The organism is Exiguobacterium sp. UBA6282, from assembly GCF_002440475.1.
Classification (GTDB): domain Bacteria; phylum Bacillota; class Bacilli; order Exiguobacteriales; family Exiguobacteriaceae; genus Exiguobacterium_A.
The window spans coordinates 1-16,462 of the sequence record NZ_DJUM01000009.1; the positions used below are offsets into that span (position 1 = coordinate 1).

At 46.1% G+C, this 16,462-nt stretch carries 16 protein-coding genes and 1 pseudogene; 10 read left to right on the forward strand and 7 right to left on the reverse strand.

Going from position 1 to position 16,462, the window contains the following annotated elements:
* On the forward strand, positions 1-405 hold a 405-nt coding region (locus tag B2751_RS02155), incomplete at its 5' end, for a Na+/H+ antiporter NhaC family protein (RefSeq protein WP_290772487.1).
* Between the two features lie 40 nt (positions 406-445).
* Here B2751_RS02155 and B2751_RS02160 read toward each other — a convergent pair.
* Positions 446-649 (reverse strand): hypothetical protein, encoded by a 204-nt coding sequence (locus B2751_RS02160; RefSeq protein WP_290772490.1) that lies wholly within the window; start codon positions 647-649, stop codon positions 446-448.
* A gap of 157 nt (positions 650-806) precedes the next feature.
* On the opposite strand from B2751_RS02160, the gene B2751_RS02165 reads away from it, so the two are divergent.
* Complete coding sequence (locus B2751_RS02165; protein ID WP_290772493.1) at positions 807-1,619, forward strand: aldo/keto reductase; 813 nt, start codon at positions 807-809, stop codon at positions 1,617-1,619.
* Positions 1,620-1,741: 122 nt separating this feature from the next.
* Here the strand turns inward: B2751_RS02165 and B2751_RS02170 are convergent, their stop codons facing one another.
* The 3 genes and pseudogenes from B2751_RS02170 to B2751_RS02180 form a co-directional block, all read right to left on the reverse strand.
* A complete protein-coding gene (locus tag B2751_RS02170; RefSeq protein ID WP_290772496.1) occupies positions 1,742-2,203 on the reverse strand; it encodes a hypothetical protein in 462 nt (153 codons plus the stop codon).
* An 86-nt stretch (positions 2,204-2,289) separates the two neighbouring features.
* On the reverse strand, positions 2,290-3,735 hold the full coding sequence (locus B2751_RS02175) for an alanine/glycine:cation symporter family protein (protein ID WP_290772499.1): 1,446 nt from the start codon (positions 3,733-3,735) through the stop codon (positions 2,290-2,292).
* Between the two features lie 182 nt (positions 3,736-3,917).
* Positions 3,918-6,371, reverse strand: a pseudogene (locus B2751_RS02180) (CoA-disulfide reductase).
* A gap of 201 nt (positions 6,372-6,572) precedes the next feature.
* Here B2751_RS02180 and B2751_RS02185 point away from each other — a divergent pair.
* Together B2751_RS02185 and B2751_RS02190 are read left to right on the forward strand one after the other, a co-directional pair.
* Positions 6,573-7,100, forward strand: a complete 528-nt coding sequence (locus B2751_RS02185) for a YbjN domain-containing protein (protein WP_023469644.1) — start codon at positions 6,573-6,575, stop codon at positions 7,098-7,100.
* A gap of 151 nt (positions 7,101-7,251) precedes the next feature.
* A complete protein-coding gene (locus B2751_RS02190) occupies positions 7,252-8,427 on the forward strand; it encodes a hypothetical protein (RefSeq protein WP_290772501.1) in 1,176 nt (391 codons plus the stop codon).
* Positions 8,428-8,620: 193 nt separating this feature from the next.
* Here B2751_RS02190 and B2751_RS02195 read toward each other — a convergent pair whose 3' ends face one another.
* Together B2751_RS02195 and B2751_RS02200 are read right to left on the reverse strand one after the other, a co-directional pair.
* On the reverse strand, positions 8,621-9,187 hold the full coding sequence (locus B2751_RS02195) for a GNAT family N-acetyltransferase (RefSeq protein ID WP_035412163.1): 567 nt from the start codon (positions 9,185-9,187) through the stop codon (positions 8,621-8,623).
* Positions 9,188-9,288: 101 nt separating this feature from the next.
* On the reverse strand, positions 9,289-9,906 hold the full coding sequence (locus tag B2751_RS02200) for a YitT family protein (RefSeq protein WP_214856638.1): 618 nt from the start codon (positions 9,904-9,906) through the stop codon (positions 9,289-9,291).
* Positions 9,907-10,317: 411 nt separating this feature from the next.
* Between B2751_RS02200 and B2751_RS02205 the strand changes: the two genes are divergently transcribed.
* Complete coding sequence (locus tag B2751_RS02205; RefSeq protein WP_290772506.1) at positions 10,318-11,667, forward strand: FAD-dependent oxidoreductase; 1,350 nt, start codon at positions 10,318-10,320, stop codon at positions 11,665-11,667.
* Positions 11,668-11,820: 153 nt separating this feature from the next.
* Here B2751_RS02205 and B2751_RS02210 read toward each other — a convergent pair whose 3' ends face one another.
* The gene (locus B2751_RS02210; RefSeq protein WP_035412154.1) at positions 11,821-12,294 is read right to left on the reverse strand and encodes a VOC family protein; all 474 of its coding nucleotides are present in this window, start codon (positions 12,292-12,294) and stop codon (positions 11,821-11,823) included.
* A gap of 131 nt (positions 12,295-12,425) precedes the next feature.
* Between B2751_RS02210 and B2751_RS02215 the strand changes: the two genes are divergently transcribed.
* The 5 genes from B2751_RS02215 to B2751_RS02235 form a co-directional block, all read left to right on the forward strand.
* Positions 12,426-13,310 (forward strand): SDR family oxidoreductase, encoded by an 885-nt coding sequence (locus B2751_RS02215; RefSeq protein ID WP_214856640.1) that lies wholly within the window; start codon positions 12,426-12,428, stop codon positions 13,308-13,310.
* Between the two features lie 122 nt (positions 13,311-13,432).
* A complete protein-coding gene (locus B2751_RS02220) occupies positions 13,433-13,984 on the forward strand; it encodes a maltose acetyltransferase domain-containing protein (protein ID WP_035412148.1) in 552 nt (183 codons plus the stop codon).
* Positions 13,985-14,082: 98 nt separating this feature from the next.
* A complete protein-coding gene (locus B2751_RS02225; protein ID WP_290772509.1) occupies positions 14,083-14,967 on the forward strand; it encodes a hypothetical protein in 885 nt (294 codons plus the stop codon).
* A 19-nt stretch (positions 14,968-14,986) separates the two neighbouring features.
* Positions 14,987-15,670 (forward strand): response regulator transcription factor, encoded by a 684-nt coding sequence (locus B2751_RS02230; protein ID WP_290772512.1) that lies wholly within the window; start codon positions 14,987-14,989, stop codon positions 15,668-15,670.
* On the forward strand, positions 15,667-16,462 hold a 796-nt coding region (locus tag B2751_RS02235), incomplete at its 3' end, for a sensor histidine kinase (protein ID WP_290772514.1). The genes B2751_RS02230 and B2751_RS02235, both read left to right, overlap by 4 nt.

Sequence of the window (16,462 nt, forward strand, 5' to 3'; positions counted from 1 at the left end):
GGAATCGCCTACTTGAAAGAGACGTTGACGCGCAAGATTTCACAGCGTCGCGGTGCCGAATTCAGTATGGCGGCACTCGTCAGTGCAACGAACCTCGCAACGGCGAACAATACGATCTCGATTCTTGTCGCTGGACCACTCGCGGCTGAAATCGCCGATACGTATGAAATCGATCGCAAGAAATCAGCGAGTATTCTTGATATCTTCTCTTGTGGGATTCAAGGTATCATTCCGTATGGGGCACAACTCTTGATCGCAGCAGAGTTGACGAAGACGGCTTCACCGGAACTGATTCCGTATCTGTTCTATCCGTTCCTGCTCTTCATCTGCGGATCAATCGCAATCTTCTTCGGATTGCCACGCATGAAGAAGACAGTGACGAAGCAAGAAAAAATCTCTTCTTAAACAAACGACAGGTCCGATCTCCATGATCGGACCTGTTTCATTATTTTTTCTGCTTCGCCTGTCGTTCCAAAATCAAGTAGGCGATTGCCGGAAGCGGGAACTGAAGTAGTCCAGCGCCTCCCCAAATCCATGGATTACGTCCTGACTTTCGCGCACTAAGAAACAGACCCACTGCCTGCGTGACTAACAAGGCGCCAATGCTAAGCCAAGTACATTTGGATAACTTTTTATTCTTTTGAGCCATCTTTTCTCCCCCTCTTTTAACACACGATTAAATCTCATGATTCTTTTCTATTTTATCTTATTTCATTCCTCCATGAGCATGGAAACGGACGGTTTCGTTCGTTCGTGCTAAACTAAACGAGCAAATCTAAACTACGTTTTATGAGGAGGAGTAACACATGCAATACGCAAAACTTTCAAACGGTATTACGATTCCCCAAATCGGATTCGGTGTCTGGCAAGTAGACGAAGAAACAGAAGCACCCGCTGCTGTTGCTGAAGCACTACGTGTCGGCTATCGTCATATCGATACAGCTGCTATCTATAAAAACGAGCGCGGTGTCGCAAAAGGAATCAAAGAAAGCGGCGTGAAACGTGAGGATCTCTTCTTAACGTCGAAAGTCTGGAACGATGATATTCGTGCCGGTCGGACGAAGGAAGCATTCGCAGAATCGCTCGAACGTCTCGAAACAGACTACCTTGACCTCTACCTGATCCACTGGCCAGTCGAAGGCTATATCGAAGCGTGGAAAGCAATGGTTGAACTGTATGAAGCAGGCAAGATCAAAGCGATCGGTGTCTCGAACTTCAAGGAACATCACCTCGATACATTGGCAGAAGAGGGCTTGATGGCACCAATGATCAACCAAGTCGAATTGCATCCACAATTGCCGCAACACGAACTGCACGAATACTTGCAAGATCACAACATCCAAGTCGAAGCATGGAGTCCACTCATGCAAGGGAAATTCCTCGAAATCAACGATTTCAAGGAAATCGCAGAGAAGCATGGTAAGACACCTTCACAAGTCGTCTTGCGCTGGCACCTCGACAACGGTATCGTTGCTCTTCCAAAATCCGTCACACCAGAACGCATTGCAGAAAACTTCGACGTCTTTGATTTCCAACTCGATGCCGATGATCTTGAGAAAATTGATCGTCTAGCAACGGATGTCCGCCTCGGACCGGATCCAGACGAAATCGATTTTTAATCTAAAAGTTATTGTAAAAAGAGTGATTTCCATGTGAAGTCATCTTGATTTAGATGAACGACAAGAGACCCGTTTCCAGTCGACGACTTGGAAGCAGGTCTCTTTTTTATAGATGGTACTAGTCATACGTAATAAATCAAAATCGTATCTTCCGCTTCTTCTGCCTTTTGAAAATAGGCACGCAGATCGGCGAACTGCTCCCAGACATATTCGAATTCGCCCGGTATTCCAGCTTCATCATGAATCGAAGCGAGTGCCCGTTGATCGAAGTTTCGCATCACTTCAGCGGAAATGATCAAAAGCGGTAAAGGAAGAATACCGACGATTGCCGCTTTTTCCTCATTGACGATCAACTCTTCACCAATGATCGCTCGCCCTAGATTATAGTGCGTTTCCTGATCAATATAGATATCGATTTGATTCATCAAATGGTAGATGGCATTCGTTTGTTCGAGGGCAAACAATTGTTCATGGTCGGGTTGTGTCTCATGAATGAATAATATCCAGTCCATGATGATGTGGGGATCGTTTCCGAACGACTCCCAGACCGCATCCGTGACGCGAACGAAATGTACGTTTTCCATTCTCCCCCTCCCTTCTGTACTCTGTATTCCCTTTTTAAATTCGTTCTATACAAAAAAAAGAGTCAGATTTCTCTGACTCCCTTTTCTTAGATCGCTTTTTCGTCTTCTTCTGACCCATGCCATGCTTCAAGCGTATGTTTTCCTGGCAAGTTCGGAATTGAATCCGCATAGAAACGCGGCTCTTTTCCTGCTTTTCGTTGTGTCACGTAATCATCGAGCGCAAGCTTCGCGATTTTTGCGAGGCGGAAAATCGCATATAGATTAACGATTGCCATCAGTCCCATACAGATGTCCGCTAAAGCCCAAACGAGACTAGCCGACTCGACAAGTGAACCGAAGACGATCATGATGAGGACGAGTGCACGGTATGCCATCATGACTTGTTTATTGTCACGGATGAACGTGATGTTCGATTCACCGTAATAGTAGTTTCCAACGACAGAACTAAAGGCAAAGAGGAAGATGGCAAGTGCCATGAATCCTGTCGCAAGTGATCCAACTTGCGACGCAAGTGCCCCTTGCGCTAAATCAATACCGGCTAAGGCATCTCCATTCGCATCTTTTGTCGGAACACCACTGACGAGAACAATCATCGCTGTCGCCGAACAGACCATCAACGTATCAACGAAGACCGCGAATGATTGAATCAAGCCTTGTTTGACCGGGTGGGAGACCTCAGCCGTTGCTGCTGCGTTCGGTGCCGAACCCATACCGGCCTCGTTCGAGAACAAACCGCGACGAATACCATTTAAAACGGCCGCTCCGATTGCTCCCCCTGCTAGTGTCTTAAATTCGAATAATCCTTCTTGGAAAATCAATTTAAAGACGTTCGGTAATACTTCAAGATTCGTCACCATGATATACAGGGCGATCAGGATATAACCACCTGCCATGATTGGAACCATGAAAGAAGCGACTGTCGCAATACTACGAACACCACCAAAAATGATCAGTGCCGTCAAGACGACCAATCCGACCGTAATCCACATCTTATCCACACCATATTGACTTTGCAGTGACAAGGAAATCGTATTCGATTGGACAGAGTTGAAGACAAAACCAAATGAGATCGTGATCAGAACACTAAAGACGATTCCTAACCACCGTTGTCCAAGCGCTTTTTCCATGTAATAGGCTGGACCACCACGCCATTCTTTTCCGTCACGTACCTTATAAATCTGAGCAAGTGTACTTTCAACGAATGCTGATGCCGATCCAATTAAGGCAATCAACCACATCCAAAAAACTGCTCCTGGACCACCTAGTGCAATTGCAGCCGCTACACCCGCGATGTTTCCGGTACCAACACGCGCTGCAGTACTGATTGCGAATGCTTGAAATGGAGAGACACCGTCTTTTCCATCATCTGTTCCTTGGAACAATAAGCGAACCATCTCCGGAATCATCCGGAATTGAACGAACCGCATTCGAAGTGTAAAGTAAATACCTAACACGACTAACAGTGTGATCAATACATTTGTCCATAACAAATCACTGACTCTATTCACTAACTTCATTAATTCCTTTTCCATCAAAACTCCTCACTTTCATCCATCTTTTCTCTCTATTTGTATGTAAGTTTTTTTCACATGTGATTTATCATACGCAATTTATTTTTGAAAAATCAAACTCACTTATAACTCAGAACATAAAAAACGTGTTAAACCTCACATCAGATGTCAGGTTTAACACGTTCACATAGTTAATTCTTTTATTAGATGAACAGATTCAGGTTAGCACCATCTGTTGCGCCGAGATAACTCGCGACACCACCGTAATCAATGCCGTCGAGGAGTTCTTCTTTCTTAATGCCCATGATATCCATCGACATCGTGCAGGCAATCATGCGGACACCCGCCGCTTGCGCTTTTGCCATCATCGTCTCGAGCGCATCGACTTGTTTATCCTTCATGACTTTTTTCATCATTTTTTGACCAGCACCTGCCATATTCATGTTCGAGAGTGGCAGTTCCCCGGCGTGTTTCGGCATCATCATCCCCATCATCCGCTCAATACCGGCTTTCTCGACGGCAGGAGCATCTGGTTTTCGAATGATGTTCAAGCCCCAGAACGTAAAGAACATCGTCACTTGCTTCCCCATTGCTTGTGCACCTTGTGCGATGACAAAGGACGCAAGTGCTTTATCAAGATCACCACTAAAGACGACCATCGTCGCATCATCTGCCGGATTGACTTGAACCGGTGTTGCAGCAAGTGTCTCCCCTTGCCCTTTTTCAAGCAAGACCTCAACGACCCCTTGATTCATCTCCGCTGAATGGACCGTGTGTCCTAGTTTTTTCGCCTATGCTTGAACGTCCGGTAAGAATCCCGGATCCGACGCTTTGACAAAAATTTGCTCGCCATCCGTCATCTGATCGATTTTTGTTTTTAACTCTAAAATTGGACCCGGGCACTGTAAGCCGCACGTATCGAGCAACATCACTTGTGCCGGTGCAGTCTTCGTTTTTGGTTCACGTTTCGTTAACGTTACAGCTGTCTCCTCCTCCGCTTGGTTTCGTGCCTTTTGATCTCGATGCACGACCGACCATGTTTTGTAGCCGCCGCTTAAGTTTTTGACATCATAACCGTGTTGTTGCAACAATTGACTCGCGACATATCCACGTAATCCGACTTGGCATGTTACATAGATCGTTTGATCTTTCGGCAGATCATCTAACTTCTCACGTAACGTCGGTAACGAAATGTTGACCGATCCCGGAATCGCACCTAACTCGTTTTCCGATGGTTCACGGACATCGAGTAACAAACCACCGTTTGCGACGATTGCATCGATTTCGTGCCAATGAACGTTCGTACTGTCACCTAAGACGATATTTGACGCGATATATCCTGCCATGTTAACCGGATCTTTTGCTGAACTATACGGTGGTGCATATGATAGTTCAAGATCTGGTAAATCAAGCACTGTCAAGCCGCCTTTAATCGCTGTCGCGAGGACATCGATTCGTTTCTCGACACCTGTCATACCGATTGCCTGTGCACCATAAATCGTTCCTTCAATTGGATCAAATAACAGCTTCATCGAAATGGGACTCGCCCCTGGATAGTAACCCGCATGGGATCCCGGATGGAGGTGAATCGCTTCATAACGCATACCGAGCTGACGCAATCGTTTTTCGTTGTTACCGGTAGAAGCGACTGTCAAATCGAAGACTTTCGCTACTGCTGTACCGAGCGTTCCACTGTACCGGACATCGCGTCCGGCAATGATGTCGGCGACGAGACGCCCTTGACGGTTCGCAGGCCATGCGAGCGGCACATGTGTCGCTTCCTTCGTGATAAAATCCTTAACTTCGATCGCGTCACCAATCGCAAAGATCGACGGATCGGATGTCCGCAGTTGATTGTCGACTTGAATCGTCTGTTTGATTCCAAGCGTTAAACCAGCATCTGCTGCGAGCTTGCTCTCCGGTGCGACACCGATTGATAAGATGTTCATCTCTGTCTCAATCACGCGTCCACTTGTCAAGACGACACGATGACCTGCTTCTTCAAAACGAGCGACGCCATCTTCTAGAATCAGCTCGACGCCTTTTGCCCGAAGATGTTCATGAACGATCGCTGCCATTTCCGGGTCGATCGGAGCCATGACTTGGTTTGCCATTTCAACGAGGGTAACGTGTGCCCCACGTTCGACAAGATTTTCTGCCATCTCGAGACCGATGAATCCTCCACCGATGACGACTGCCCGTTCCGGACGTGTCGTATCGACGTATTCTCGCATCCGGTCCGTATCCGGAATGTTCCGTAACGTTAAGACATTTGTTGCATCACTCAGTCCTTTAATGTTCGGACGAATTGGTTTTGCACCTGGAGAAAGAATCAGATGATCGTACGATTCATCGTATTCTTCACCTGTGTCAACGTTACGGATCGTGACAGTCTTCGCTTCACGGTTGATCCGAATCGCTTCCGACAAGTTACGGACGTCTAAATTAAATCGTGCATGCATCCCCTCTGGCGTTTGGACAAGTAATTTATTGCGATCTTTAATGACATCTCCGATATAGTAAGGCAGTCCGCAGTTCGCGAACGAGATCTCTTTTCCGCGCTCGAGCAAAATGATTTCTGCCGTTTCGTCAATCCGGCGTAGTCGTGCCGCTGCCGTTGCGCCACCTGCGACGCCACCTACGATGATCGTTTTCATCTAAATGATTCCTCCTTGAAGTACTATCTGCCACTCAATATACCCTGTTAGGTATGTATTTTCAAGTCAGTTGCTTGCGGCTTCACAGATATGACATATCCCATTCGTTTTGTATTTTCTTCCTATCTGAACGGACATTAGTTGCATTTCCTTCTGAAATGCTTGAAACTAAATCTATAGTATATAAAGGGGGATTTTGCAATGGACCAGGAACGTAACTCGAACGAATCAAACGAGAACAATAAAGTGACACCGATTCACCAAGATCGTCAACCCGAAACAAACGAACAAGGAATCGCGCCACAACAGCAACAACACTTAGAAGCTTTCCAAGCTTTCCTCGTTGAAAAAGGCATTCCAATGGAAGCACGTGAGAATGAGACACACGTCTTCTTCATGACACAAGAAAAAACACCTGCAGGAGCAGAACCGATGATGATGATCGTCTTCAGTAAGACGACGACAGATGTTGAATTGTTCGCTCGTACGGTGACACACGTACCAGACGGTGTCGAGGATCTTCCGATTCTTAATGCCATTAACGATTTCAACCAAGAGTTCAAATACTTCCGCGTCGTTCTCGATAGCGACCGTGATGTCACGATCGCATCGACAATTGATCTGGATCACGGCTTCAATCCAGCAGCGATCTTCGGACATTCTGTCATGATGTTCCAAGCATCGGACGAAGTCTATACGTATTTGACAAAACTGTATGAACAGTTCTGATTTTTGATTTTGGACGGCTTTGGATTCTTATTCCAAAGCCGTTTTTTATTTAAAGTTCAATTAAAAATATGAATTATTCTCCTTACGTTCAGATTTCTGAAAACAACTACATGATAGAAACTTCTTATCACTTTTGTAGGAGGTCACGATTATGAAAAAGCGCATAAAAGTAGCTTCGATCTTTATGTTAGCTGGCATCTTAGCTGCCTGCGGTTCGAACGAAACCGATACGACTGTACCGAAAAAAGAGCAGTCGACAGAAACGAAATCAGCGGATGCTGGAATCGCTGCAACGACATTGATAGATGAATTGACGATCTACAGCTCGATCAAAGCAGAACTCGACAAAGCGAAAGACGGACAAGCAATGGATTGGAAGATGGTCAAGACGAGTTATGAAGCAAAACTAAAAGGTGGTGTCAAAACGGTAGCACCAGAAATCGACCAAGTCATTCAATCCGCTTTAATAGATGTTGAAGCGAAGAATCTCGATCAGAACATCGCACGTCAACTCGTCGATAAAGGTCTACAATCCTATTTCTATCAATTACAAAAGGCAACTCAAGCAAAAGCTGAAGAAGCACTCGTTGCGGGTAAACCGGAAGCTGCAACAGAAGCACTCAAAGATGTCGAAGCAATGGCAAAGACCGTTTTCATCCCGACAGCGAAAAAGTGCGACGTAAGCTACGATTTCAAAAATGAAGACGCGATTGCTCAAGCAATTACTTCTGGTCTATCTGCCCAGCAAGAAGCCATTGATACTAAAAAAATCGGTGACTTCAATGTCGCGAAACAAGTGACGGATAAATCGATTTATCGTTCGTTCTACTTGGCTGCACTCGATTATGCTCAAAAAATCGAGGATGGTGTCAAAAGCGGGACGGACGAAAAAGAATTACAGGTAGGGCAAGCAGAAGGATATGCTTCCCTCCTTGCAGTTGAAAAATCTTTAGCGGATGGCGAGGAAGAGACTGTCAAAATACTAAAAGAACGTTATGACTTCTCGAAGACAAAGCCAGCTGACGTTTCTTACAAAGAAATCGAAGGATTATTCGCACAAGCGTTGACGGAAAAAGTCGACGAATCTTATGAAGAAACACAAGAAGCAATCGAGAAGAAAGACATCGATACAGCACGGGCAAAAGCAATGGAAGCTAACCTGTTCATCGTTGCGATGAAACCCACGCTTGAAAACCGTCTCGGTAAAGAAAAAGTAGCGCAAATCACTAAAGATGCGAACGAATGGTTCGCGCTCGTTGAAAAAGGTGACGTCAAGGCCAAAATGATAGGTGAACGGATTACGGACGCACTCAAACCATTTAACTAAGCAAAAATGTTATGAAAACGGAGTGCTAAGGTGAACCTCTTCATGTCTACACCAAGCTTCCGCTTTACGAGTGATGCCCGATACGAATCAGAAGACGCGCAAGCGATTTGTATCAACTAACGATGCCATGATGGCATGACTATAAAAACCATGTCGATTCCCGAATGACACTGTGGAGATCGACATGGTTTTTTCATTGCTGTATATCGTAACGACGTTCCATATAATCAAAGGTACCGCCACTAATTTCAATCGTCCGGACCGGTTTAAAGCCAAGACGGCGATACAGTCGTTGCGCTCCAACGTTCGTTTGATCAGCGTTTAACGTAAACGCTTGTAGTCCCTGTTTCTCGCCTACTTCCGCTGCTGCCTGCAACAGTTCCGTACCAATTCCTTTTCCACCATGACGCGCATCCACTGATAAGGTATCCAGGTAATAGACCGGTCCTTCCGTCTCGACGTCGATCTGGACGTCTTGACCTGTCCACTGTTTCAATTGTTCTTTAATTGGTTCGTCGAGTTGTTTCGCCTCTGTTCCGGCATAAGCGATCACGATGCCCGCTACTTCGTCCTTGATGATTTTCACGAGGATGTTCTCATGACTGAGCCGGTTTCCGGTTTGGGAAACGAAATAAGCGAGCCTTTCTAGAACCTCTTCTTTTTCTGTCGTTCCCGTCAATGTCTCAGCAATCTCATGAATCGCTTGCTCAATCAACGGGGCAATCTGTTGTGCTTCAGAAGCATGTGCTTGTCGAATCATCTAATCGTTCTCCTTTGAACTTATTTTCTAATTAATGAACCTGAAAAATCGGACTCGACGATGTCGAATCCGATACATAATTTTTTTAGATATTCTCCGTTTTACTGCGTCACTCTCTTTACGACAGGTGCCGGTACGATGATAGGCTCCCGTGTCATGACAGCAACAACACGACCGGCGATCGCTACGGCCAGTAATGTGTATAACGTCAAGCTAAGTGGCAGATAAACAAGTGAAATCACTAACACGATGGCGTCGAGTCCGAACAAAATCGTCCCGATCGATAGACCTGTTAGTTTACTGAGTCCCATCGACAGTAGATCGTCTCCACCTGTCGCTGCTCCACTTTTCAAAACAAGTCCGAGACCATATCCGGTCACGATTCCGCTAGCGATCGCTGCGATAAGTGTCGCTGGCCAAGCCTGTTCTGGAAAGTGGAACAAATCAAGTCGGTGCCACATCTCGTAAAAGAGTGATAACGCACCTGCTGAAAGTAACGCTTCGCTGACGAAACGTTTTCCTTTGAAGTACAAAGCGCCAATGAAAAATGGAATATCGAACACGATCATCGAGATCGAAGGATTGATATCAAAAAAGTATCGACCGAGCAACGATAACCCAATAAAGCCGCCTTCTGCTAATCCGAACTGTTCATTCAATGTGTAGTAACCGAACGCCATGATCAGCGTTCCGGTTAAGATGGTTGCGATTCGTTTCATGTTTTATTGTCCTCTCCCATTTACATCGTGGGAGAGGTTTTATACGTCCCGTTTGGGTATTCATCTATTTTCGCTCTCCCTGATTTTTATAAGCCATTACCGTCTTGTTCGTCTTGACCGGTACTGCTAAAAATCAGGTAAGCTGAATAGATGATTGGTCCTCTCGGTATCCATCGGTTTCCACCCCTTCATTAAAAATCTATTTTCATTATAACCCGAATTTCAGTAACTAAAACAGTTTTATGCATTCTTCACATAATCCAAACACTTTTGCTCACTCATTCACAATTTAGACAAGATTATGCTCAATGTTGAACAAACTACTTGAAAGTGAACTTGTGAAGGATTACACTAAGTATATCAAATGAATGTGATTTACATCACAAACAAAACACAAAGGAGACTTTACCCATGAAAGTAGCAGTCATCGGATGTACACACGCAGGAACAGCAGCAGTCAAAGAACTCGCTTCACAACAAGATGTCGAGATCACCGTTTATGAGCGGAATGACAATGTATCGTTTCTCTCTTGTGGAATCGCACTTCACGTCGGTGGTGTCGTCAAGCACGCGGAATCGCTATTTTACTCGTCACCAAGTGAACTTGCTGAGCTCGGAGCCGAGATGCGTCTGAAACATGATGTACTTGAAATCGATAGTGAACGTCAAACGATCGTTGCGAAAAACCTCATGACTGGTGAAGTCGTTCACGATACGTACGATAAACTCATCATGACGACTGGATCTTGGCCAATCATTCCAATGCTTCCTGGTATTGAGTTGAACCAAATCGAGCTCTGTAAAAACTATCACCACGCTCAAACAATCATCGAAAAAGCATCAGATGCAGAGCGGATCACGGTCGTTGGTGCAGGCTATATCGGTGCTGAACTCGTCGAAGCGTTTGAAGCCTACGGAAAAGATGTTACGTTCATCGACAGTGCAGACCGCATTCTCAACAAATACCTCGACCGCTCGTTCACTGACGTCATTGAACGCGAATTAACAGATCGCGGCATTCGTCTTGAACTTGGACAAACCGTCCAAAGCTTCAAAGGAGAAAACGGTGCTGTCACACACGTCGTTACAGATAAAGGCACATTTGAAACGGATCTCGTCATTCTCTGTGTCGGTTTCCGTCCAAGTACGGAACTCTTAAAAGGACAAGTCGATATGTTACCGAACGGTGCCATCATCGTTGACGATTATATGCGGACGAGCAACCCGAACATTTTTGCTGCTGGTGACAGCTGTGCCGTCTATTACAACCCAGCTCGGACACATGCCTATATTCCACTCGCAACGAATGCTGTCCGGATGGGTACGCTCATCGGAAAAAACTTACTCGCGCCAAAGATTCGTTACCAAGGAACACAAGGCACATCTGGTCTTCGTTTATATGATTTGAACATCGCGTCGACTGGTTTGACAGAAGAAGCGGCACCCTTGTTCGGACTTGAAGTGAGCAGCACGACAGTTACAGATGCGTATCGTCCAGAGTTCATGCCAACAGCAGAAGACGTCCAATTGAAGCTCGTCTTCGAGACGGCAACACATCGTGTCGTCGGTGCACAAATCATCTCAAAAGTTGATTTGACACAGGCAATGAACACACTTTCTGTCGCGATTCAAAATGACATTACACTTGAAGAGCTCGCTTTCGTCGATTTCTTCTTCCAACCGCACTACAACAAACCGTGGAACTTACTAAACCAAGCAGCTCTACAAGCAATGAGCGAGCGCCAATCAGCTCGTGTCTAAATTTATTGCAAGATAGATTAAGTGCAATTTTTCTCTATTATGAGGAGAAAGATTGCACTTTTTGTTCATTTCGAACCGTTTTCTATAAAAGAACACGTCATGCAGTTTGCGATTTGAATGCGTAATCAATGACTGAACTTTACAGTCACCTCTTCATTTTTCCGTTTCAATCTGATAAAGATGCTGCCAGTCCTGATACGACATCGTTCCGTTCATCGTCTCCATATCAAAGCGTAACGGTGCGATCAATTCGAGTGAATTACCATCTGGATCCTCGAAGTAGATTGCTGCGTGCGCATGTGGATGATTATCGAGAACGAGCGGTTGATTTGCTCCTGCTACACCGAAGGCTGATCGAACTTCAATCCCTCTCTCCTTTAACCAGTCCTGTGCTTTGTCGATATTTTCATGCTCCATCCGAAACGCAACATGGCGAATCGACGGATGATACGGTAACTCAGCTTGACCTGCTTTCCATAGCCCCAACCAACTCTTACCGTGCTCGATCCAAAAGAAAGCGACGCGTTCATTTCGGAACGCACATTCAAGACCTAACTCTTCGTAAAAGACAATCGATCGTTCGAGCTCTTTGACCGGTAAATGGGCTTCATACAGTCCAGCAATCATCTTCTTCACACTCCTCTTTTTCTAGTGTAAGCCATCAATTTCCAAATTTACTACTATCAAAAACGTTTAATCCGACTTGTTGAGGGAACATACAACCTATACCAAAACCAACTTTCAGGAGGAATGTTTACATGGCTGCATCGAAAAATCCGTTAACACAATACTTCAATGACGATTTCCCAAAACAATATCAGGACGCCCCAGCGGTTCAAGCAAAAATGGAACCTGTTCCCGATTGTGGAGAAGAAAGTTATAAAGGTTCTGGCAAATTGATCGGCAAAAAAGCACTGATTACGGGTGGCGACTCCGGCATCGGCCGAGCAGCAGCAATCGCCTACGCTCGTGAAGGGGCTGATATCGTCCTTAACTACTTACCGGAAGAACAACAGGATGCTGAAGAGGTCAAAGCACTCGTTGAAGCAGCGGGACAAAAAGCATATCTCTTACCTGGTGATTTAAGTGATGAAGCGTTCTGTGGACAACTCGTCAAAGAAGCACACGAATCACTCGGTGGACTCGACATTTTGGCACTTGTCGCGGGTAAACAACAAGCTGTCGAAAACATTCTCGACCTTTCGACGGAGCAATTACGCAAGACATACGAAATCAACGTCTTCTCCCTCTTCTGGGTCGTCAAGGCAGCCTTGCCACTCTTAAAGGAAGGCGCTTCGATTATCACGACGACATCTGTCCAAGGATATAATCCAAGCGCGAATCTCTTGGATTACGCTTCGACGAAGTTTGCCATCAACGGTTTCACGCGTGGACTCGCTAAACAAGTCGCGCCAAAAGGAATCCGTGTCAACTCCGTCGCACCTGGTCCGATTTGGACACCGCTTCAAATCTCGGGTGGTCAGCCAAGCGAGAACATTCCAGAGTTCGGGCAGGAAACACCACTGAAACGAAGTGGTCAACCGGTCGAACTGTCTGATGTCTATGTCTTCCTTGCTTCAGACGCTGCAAGCTATGTCACAGCGCAAATCTATGGTGTCACAGGTGGAATCGAGTTAGCATAAGGATCGAATCTCGACAGGGTAGCTTCGGCTATCCTGTTTTCGCGTGTCTTAACGGGATATCAGTTGCATCACCCGGTGCCATTTAGTCTAATGAAAGTAATAACGATGAAGGAGTGAATCAGATGACTGAAAAAGAAAAGATGATTAAAGGGGAACTCTATTTAGCACAAGATCCGGAACTCGTTGCCGACCGCATCCGGGCACAATCGCTCTGTTATGAGTTTAATCAATTGAGTGTCCATGATCGTGCCAAGCGAAAGATGCTTTTGCAACAATTATTTCAGACGGAGCAAGCCGACTTTTACATCGAACCGACCTTTAAATGTGATTATGGCTACAACATTACGTTAGGGGCTCGTTTTTATGCCAACTATGACTGTGTCTTGCTCGATATTTGTCCGATTACGATCGGCGACAACTGCATGCTTGCTCCAGGAGTACATATCTATACCGCGACCCACCCACTCGATCCTGTCGAGCGCAATAGCGGTTATGAATTAGGAAAACCGGTCGTCATCGGGAACAATGTCTGGATCGGTGGACGCGCGGTCATCAATCCCGGTGTGACGATCGGAGATAATGCAGTTATTGCCTCAGGTAGTGTCGTCGTCAAGGATGTACCGGCAAACAGCGTCGTTGGTGGAAATCCAGCTCGGATCATCAAGACGATCTAATTCTCATCAAATTCTAATCTGTTCCTCAGTTTCCTTTCACGTGGTCTGGTTATTCTATGTATAAGAACAACAGCCACTACTCAAAGGAGGACATCATCATGACTGAAAAACGAACAGATAAAGGAAATAAACGTTTCAAAAAAGGAATCGCTACACTTGCCGTAACGGGTACAGTCTTAACAGGAGCTGGTGCGTTCCTACTCTTCACAGGCCCAGGACACTCTCTCGTCAACTCGACGGTCACCACTTCACAGCAGGCAGAGCAAAAAGTCGAAGCTGCTTCGCGCCAAGTCAAACAAAAGCTTCCTGCTTCAATGCGTGACGATCAAGAAATCGAAGGCACATTGCAGAAACTATCAGATCGTTCGATGACGATCGACGTTAACGGTGACGCTCAGACGTATGACTTTGCTTCGTCAGTAGAACGTGAAGCCGTGCAAAAAGAGGATTGGGTCAAAATCGATCTGAATGCGAATCAGCAAATCACGGAACTTGAGCGAGAAGATCCAGATGATCGCAATGACCGAGAGGACGATGGCAATCGCTCAAATGATTCATCGGACGATGCGAATGAACGGTACGGTATCCTTCGTGCCCTATCACAAAGTGAATTGACACTCGAACAAGAGGGACAAGAGACGATCTACGCAATGGCGGATCGTGCGGAACGTGACGCTGCGAAATCTGGGGATATCGTAAAAATCAAATTGAATGCAGATGGTCAAGTCCGTGAGCTTGATCGGGAAGAGGATGACGAAAATCGTAATGATATACGCGATGAAGACCGTGACGATGCACGGGAGCAAGAAGTCCGCGGTATTCTCTCTAAAATAACGAATCAAGAGATCATCATTGAACAGAATGGTGCGCAAAAATCGTACTCTCGTACATCAAACATGGAACAAGATGATGACGTCCGAGTTGGTGGTTCCGTCAAACTTGAGTTGAACGCATCAGACGAAGTGACAGAAATCGATGAATGATCATTAAAGGAGGATGTTTATGTCAACCACCATCTTAATCGTTGAGGACGACGCGAAAATCGCGCGCCTCCTTGAACTCGAACTCCAATATGCCGGGTACGCGACACGTGTCGCCCCCAACGGAAAAGATGGTCTCGCTGCCGCTGAGCATTCGGTTGATCTCGTCTTACTCGACGTGATGATGCCGGAGCTGAGCGGCTTCGAGGTGTTGCGCAGGCTCCGTGGAAAAGGCATGCACGTCCCCGTCATTATGCTAACAGCACGTGGAGAAGTGTACGATAAAGTCGCGGGACTCGATCTTGGTGCGAATGATTATGTGACGAAACCGTTCGAGATGGAGGAACTCCTTGCTCGGATCCGAGCGTTATTACGCACTCCGACTTCAACTAGTAACGCACTGCGCACGTTACAGTTCGCTGATCTTGTACTCAATCTTGATCGACATGAAGCATTTCGCAATGAAGGGCGACTCGATTTGACACCACGTGAGTTCGAACTTCTGACATATTTACTAGAAAACAAGGAACATGTCCTGACACGCGAACAAATCCTAAATCACGTCTGGGGGTACGATTACTTCGGCGAGACGAACATCGTCGACGTCTACATCCGTTATCTTCGCAAAAAAGTCGATGCCCACCCTCCAGCTTTGATTCAGACCGTTCGTGGGGTTGGTTATGTGCTACGGGAGGCGATCCCATGAAGCTTCGAACGAAGCTTGCTTTATCCGTCACCGCCTTTACGACACTCTTGTTATTCCTTTCGTTCATCGTCGTGACACTCGTCGTCCAAAATCATTTAATTGAATCGCGTTATACCCAACTGGAACAGGCAGAGGAATTGATGGAAGATGATTCATCGGTCCGGACATTGCTGACGCTTCATGAGGATGCTGTCGTCTTATCGAACGAAAATGGACGCTGGGTCATCTCAAACGATGAAGATGGCGACGACTCGTCTACTGTTAACGGAGACGTACAAGCAAATGACCTCCCCGATATCCCACGCTCGAAGGAACCTTTTAAGTCTGGCGATTGGTTCGGCATCGTCTATCAGGATCAAGCCTATCTGTTCGAAGATGAGAGCGTCGATGATACAGTCTCGACACTCGTTTTGACCTTCACCATCGTGTTGGTCGTTGGAATCCTGATCGCGTTCATCAGTAACTTCTGGATTGCTTATCAGACGCTCCGCCCGCTCAGGCAACTAAATGATACGATGCAACGAATCTCCTCTTCTGGAACGCTTGAGACCGTGCAGACCAAACGTGATGATGAGATCGGTCGCCTCGGTCGCGTCTTCAATCAGATGATTGGTCGTGTCGATCAGACGATGGAACAACAACGGCAGTTCGTCGCGGATGTCTCGCATGAAATGAAGACACCCTTGACCGTCATTGAGGGATACACTCAATTATTGAAACGCTGGGGCAAAACGAAGCCCGACGTACTCGATGAATCGATCGAACACATCTTGCAGGAGACACATGCGATGC